The 6,100-nt window shown below is 41.8% G+C and carries 2 protein-coding genes and 1 pseudogene; all 3 read left to right on the top strand.

Features of this window, described 5'->3' with window-relative positions; translation table 11 throughout:
• Positions 1 to 22: 22 nt before the first annotated feature.
• Positions 23 to 5,002, top strand: a complete 4,980-nt coding sequence (locus tag G561_RS0113035) for a VCBS domain-containing protein (protein WP_208854608.1) — start codon at positions 23 to 25, stop codon at positions 5,000 to 5,002.
• A 244-nt stretch (positions 5,003 to 5,246) separates the two neighbouring features.
• Complete coding sequence (locus G561_RS0113030) at positions 5,247 to 5,555, top strand: hypothetical protein (protein WP_028859934.1); 309 nt, start codon at positions 5,247 to 5,249, stop codon at positions 5,553 to 5,555.
• A gap of 244 nt (positions 5,556 to 5,799) precedes the next feature.
• Positions 5,800 to 6,100: pseudogene (locus G561_RS0113025) on the top strand (transposase); the annotation flags it as partial.

Genomic DNA, 6,100 nt, shown 5'->3' with positions numbered 1-6,100 from the left:
AGATGTGATTGACGGCATTGTTGTGCCTGGCATTACAGACCAAGATAAAGATGGTTTAGATGACACGCTACAAGCAGAGGTTGAAGACTTAGTTAAAGCTGCTGAAGAGGCTGAGAAAGCGGCAGAAGATGCCTTAGTTGAAGCCAACAAAGATGGTCTAATCACCCCTGAAGAGAATCAGAACCTGACTGATCTTAACAACGCGGTGACTGAGGCGAAAGACAAAGCACAAGCTAAGGTTGATGAGCTACCAGAGAGCACAGGTAAAGATAGCTTCCAAGATCGCTTAGATGTGATTGACGGCATTGTTGTGCCTGGTGTTACAGATAAAACCAATGAAATGGCTGACTCACCAACTGTTGATGCAACTGCCGGTGGGGGAATAACTATCAAGCCTGGCGAAGATAATATTAAATTGATAGTTCAGTTTATAGATGAATCTGATAATAAACAAACCATTACTCTAGAAATTAACGATAATGGAAATTGGGTTTCTGATACAGTTCTAATAGGCTTTGAGGTTGACACCTTAAGTGGTGAGGTGAATTTAAGTCCTGAACTGGTTAAGGACGGTAGTGTAGTTAAAGCAACTGGTACAGATGTTTACAGTAAAGAAGCCACTGATAGTGCCAATGCGTTAACTGATGACAATACGCCAGATGCGGCTGATGCCCCTGTGGTAGACGCAGTTGCTGGTGGTAGCGTGACCGCGACACCTGGCGCTGATAACGTTGAGCAAGTGATTGTCTTTACTGATGAGACAGGCACCGAGCAAACCATCACTGCCACTAAAGGTGCTGATGGTAGCTGGACACTAGATAAAGAGATTGATGGTGTTAGCCTTGATGCCACCTCAGGTGTGGTAACACTGGCCCCTGATGCGGTTAAAGATGGCAGTACCGTTACAGCAACGGGTAGCGATGCTTACGAGAACACAGCAAGTGATAGTGCTAAAGCGTTAGATGTTGCAGATCCAGAAATAGCTAACCAAACAATTTCATATGATGAGAATCAAGTGCCTGCTGATGGTGAAGTGACCACTGTAGTCGGTAAAGTAACCGCTACAGATAATGTGGGTATTGTTAGTTATGAAATTATGTCTGGAAATGATCTAGGCTATTTTGATATAGATAGCGAAGGAAACATTATATTAACGGCAGCAGGTTTAGCCGCAGCAGCGAACGACTTTGAAACTGATCCAAATAGTTTTGATTTGGCTATTAAAGTTGAAGATGCTGCAGGTAATAGTAGTCAGGCAACACTAACGCTTCAAGTTAATGATGTTGATGAAGCTGTTGGCCCAGTGACAGATAGTGATGCATCGGATAACTTAGTATCTGAAGTAGCAGCTATAGGAACAGAAGTAGGTATTACCGCTTTAGCTGTTGATCCTGATGCTAAAGATACCGTGCGCTATGTATTATCTAATAGTGCTAACGGTTTATTCAGCATCGATGAGCAAACAGGTGTTGTGACTGTTGCAGCTGAGTTGGATTATGCGACAGCACAATCTCACACTATTACTGTACAAGCGATAAGCACGGATGGCACGGCCAGTGAGAAAGAAGACTTCACGATTAATGTGGCAAAAAACAATCCTGCAACTGTGACAGACGCACAAGGTGCTGTTGTAGAAGATGCGGCAGAAACAACCATCAGCGGTACAGTCACCATTACAGATCTAGACGAAGGCGAAGCTTTTGCTCAGCCTCAAACAAAACAAGGTGCATATGGTACGTTTAGTGTCAATGAAAATGGTAACTGGAGCTATGCGCTGGATAACGGTAAACCAGAAGTACAGGCATTACGTGAAGGACAGACTGTTGAGGATATCTTTACTGTAACGAGTAAAGACGGCACAGGTACTGGCACAGTCACAGTGACGATCACAGGTACTAATGACCAGCCAAAGCTTGACGTTGTTGATATAGTTGATATAGTTACTGAGATTTATCAGGGCTATGTTGATACCAGCATGTCTATTGCTGATGCAAATGGTAGCGATATTGATGAAGGTGATGTATTAACGTACAGCCTACCTGATAATAATCAAGGGTATTTTGCGATTGATGAGAGTACAGGTGTAATCACTTTGACTGAAGCAGGTGTGGATTATATTAATGCCGGCAATGACTTGCCAAGTCAGCTAACAATCATGGTAAGTGATAACAGTGGTGCAAATAATGATTCAATCACTCAAATTATAGATTTACCTGCAACGATATTAGCAACCAGAGTTGTCTTTGTAGAAGTCACAGATGACTCTAACGAAGAAGTAGAGAATTTACCCGCTAATCAGAACTCTGCATATGGTGTTAATGGTGTGTATACCGGTATTGTTGCTAACAATAGTGATGGCAGTGTACAAACTGACCCTGCTGTTTTACAGGGACTAACCAACGATACAACACCAACGATTACTGTCACTCTCGAGAAACCACTTCGTACAGCTACTTCTGGTATTGCTGATGAAGCTGTACAGGTTGTCTTGACCCCAACACAGGGCGAGCCTGTCATACTTGATATGGGTCAAGCACAAGTCAGTGCCGATGGCATGACCTATACCTGGAGTAACTTTACTTTGGCGCAAACACAAGCGCTTGGTAATGACTATCGTGTAGATGCTCAAGTTGTGGCAGGTACCGTCAAGCCTACGTTATCTACAGAGTTTACCTTAGATACTCTAGCGGGTAGACCGACAGTATCATTGGTACAAGAAGAAAATGCTTTTGATGGAACCAATGACAGCGAAAACAACCAAGCTAATATTCAAGTTATCGGTGGGACTGGTGAAGTAGGTGGTACCGTTATCTTCGATGTCAATAGGAATGGCATCTTTGATGCAGGTGATGTCAGTACTGTGGCTGACGCAAATGGTAACTGGAAGCTAGCAATCTCTGAGTTAGCAGGTAAGTTTGACTTTGCTAATGATGGGGATACTACGACAGGCAGTGCTGAGACAACCAATAGCAGTGCAAATCGCAATCAAACCAAGGACTTATATGCAAACCTTATGTTTGTTGATAAGGCCGGTAATAAGTTGCCAAATGAGAGTTTTGCCAAGTTCTATCTGTTTGATGAAACGACAGGTGGCGCTGCTTTCCTTGCTAGTGATGAGCCATTGGGTGCGACTATTTATAATAGATATAATTCTAATGGCAAAAACTCTATCAACATTAACCAAAGAGGTGAAATTCAAACTGATGGAACAGGTCAGAATGTAGAAGCCATAGTGTTTGATAGTGATAATACTGATAAGCTAATCATTGTCGACGGCAATATGCAAGCCATAGCTGCCCCATTAATTGATTTTGCTGTACTTACAGGTAATGGTAATGATTTCTTCACCCTTTCAGGGCGTCAGTCTCTTAGAACACATGTCTATATGGGAGAAGGTGATGATACTTACGAAGGCTTTAGAATCAGAGGGTACGGTGGTAGGCCAATAGTTGATTTAGGCTCTGGCAATGACATTCTAAACATAGAAAGCTATGTTAGAACTGCCATTGTGAACTTAGGTGAGGGCAATGATACAGCAAACGTAGGTACCTATATTAGTGATACGGAGGTAAGACTAGGTAATGGTAACAACTTACTAACAGTAGGCAACTACCTTGAAGAGCGTACAACTATTACTGCAGGCTCTGGGAATGATACGATTAATATTGGTCAAACACTTAATGATGATAGTAGAGGAGGCGTATGGGTTAGTAATATCAATGCAGGTGATGGCGATAATACTATTAATATTAAGGGAAGATTAATAGCAAGTTTAGCCAGTGAAGCAGGATATGGTGAGATTATTACTGGGAGTGGCCAAGATAACATTACTATCTCTGGTATTGTCGATGGTAGGAACGCTAAAATCGATACCGGGTCTGGAAATGACGTCATTGATGTAGGTGTTATTCAGAGACAAGCCACAGTGATTACGGGTCCAGATGCCTTGACACCTGGTACCACTGATAATGACACATTAATAGCTGTTGCTTTGGATGATAACGCACTCGTTAGAACAGGAGCTGGTAATGATATTGTTAAAATTTCTAGCAATATAGTAAATAGCACGCTTAGTATGGGTTCTGGCATAGATCACTTGCAGGTAAACCAAGTTAGAGGAAACTCTACTATTGATATGGGAGAGGGTAATGACACCGTCAACATGGAAAGACTGGGTCAGACATTAGCTAGTACAGGTACCCCTAATTTAAGACTTGGTGCTGGTGCTGACAATCTTGATTTAGGAGTATTGCGTAGAGGTAATATATACTCAGGGAATGATACTGACCAAGATATTATTAATATTAATAATATGGAAGCTGGGTATGTTGAATTGGGTAACACCGATATCCTCAATATCAGTAATTTACAGTCTGGCACTATTAAGTCTTCGCAAGGTGGTAACGATGTGAGTATTAGCGGTTCCATGACTGGAGGCACTATAGACCTTGGTACCGCCAGAGACGATGTAAGTATCGCGAATAAGTCAGCTGGTAATGTGTTCTTAGGTGATGGTAATGATACTATTGACGTGACAACACACTCGGGTGGCGATATCGATACTGGAGCGGGTAATGACACAGTGACTATCGATACCATGTCAGGTGGTAATATCTATCTCGCTAGCGGTAATGATACGATAAGTATTAATACCTTTACAGGAGGCACCTTAAATGGTGGTGATGGTACAGACACCCTTCACATCACTGGTGGTGGTAATACTTTAAGTTCAAGTAATATTTCAGCTATTGAGGTATTAGACCTAGGAGTTGGCAATAATGCAAACATTCTAAACCTTAGAAATGATGATGCTCGTAGCAATGGTTACAATAATATCCGCATTGATGGTGATGCTCTGGATACGGTCAATTTAACTAAGAATCTTGCCGGTCAAAATTGGACTAAAGGATCTATTGTTGGAGATTACACCATCTATGAAGCCACCTACTTTAGCCAAAAAGCTACCATCTATATCGATACCGATATTAAAGTTGTCATCTAACCCAATCTAATCTTTTTGCTTCACAAAAAAACCGCTCTCACTCTGAGGGCGGTTTTTTTATGCTTGCAGATATATCAATATTTGGTCTGTCTATCCTGTCTATGCAAACCCAAGATAGATTTTTTTAGCCTAAAACTTGATATCAATTAAAAATTTTAATACCCTTACTGCTTAGTTAAATATCACAGTTGTCTTGTATTACTTAAAGATAGCGTAAATCAGACTAAGGAGAACCTATACGTTTATGATCAAAAAAAAGCCCTACGATCCTGAGGTAAAGGGCTATAGAGCCTCATCCAACTTTCTATTAGATATTGCCCCTCTTGTACTAACTGCCATGATACTCATGGTGCAGTTCTTCATCTTCAAAGACTTTACCCCTCATATTCCGCTCGCTTGTGGTATTTTAATCACAGCACTATTCATGGCTGCGCGTGGTCGTAGCTGGGAGGGTATGGAGTCTCGATTTTTAAGAGTGATTAAGGTCGGTCTGCCAGCAATTATTATCCTTATGGGGGTGGGTATGCTTGTCGGCGCATGGATTATTGCCTAATAGCATTTGTTCTGCAAGATAGTTTGCCATCCATGCTATGATTACATCGTCATCGTCCTTGCTGAAACTGGCAAGTAACTTTTTACCTAAGTCGATAACTTTTTCTTGTGTCTCTAAGTCTTCCATCAGCAGATAAGATGAAGGTTTTGCTGTAAGGCAAGTTTCTGTCATTATTTATTTTCCTTCTATACGATTGAACCGCCCCGGGATTGTCGGAGACTCAATTTTCTGAGAGAATACGACAATGAAAACACGAAACTATACCCCTGAAATGAAAGAGCGAGCCGTCCGTATGCTAATTGAAGCTAAAGACGACTACCCATCCACCTGGTCAGCCATCAAAGCTATAGCACCAAAGATAGGTTGCACACCTGAGACCCTACGATCATGGCATAAAAAGCACGTAGATAAAACCATTCCTGCAAACATTCAAGCTCAAAGCCAAGCGGAGCGTATCAAAGAGCTTGAACGTGAGAACAGAGAGTTAAAGCAAGCCAATGAGATTATAAAGAAAGCAGCCGCTTTTTTCGCCCAGGCGGAGCTCG

Source organism: Psychrobacter phenylpyruvicus DSM 7000 = NBRC 102152 (assembly GCF_000685805.1).
Taxonomy (GTDB): Bacteria; Pseudomonadota; Gammaproteobacteria; order Pseudomonadales; family Moraxellaceae; genus Psychrobacter; species Psychrobacter phenylpyruvicus.
Note: the sequence above shows the minus strand (reverse complement) of the source record. Positions and strands in the feature narration are given on the sequence as shown.

What these genes read in the sequence shown, in the direction of transcription:
- G561_RS0113030 (WP_028859934.1), top strand. Translation starts at nt 5,247, where the DNA reads ATGATCAAAAAAAAGCCCTACGATCCTGAGGTAAAGGGCTATAGAGCC.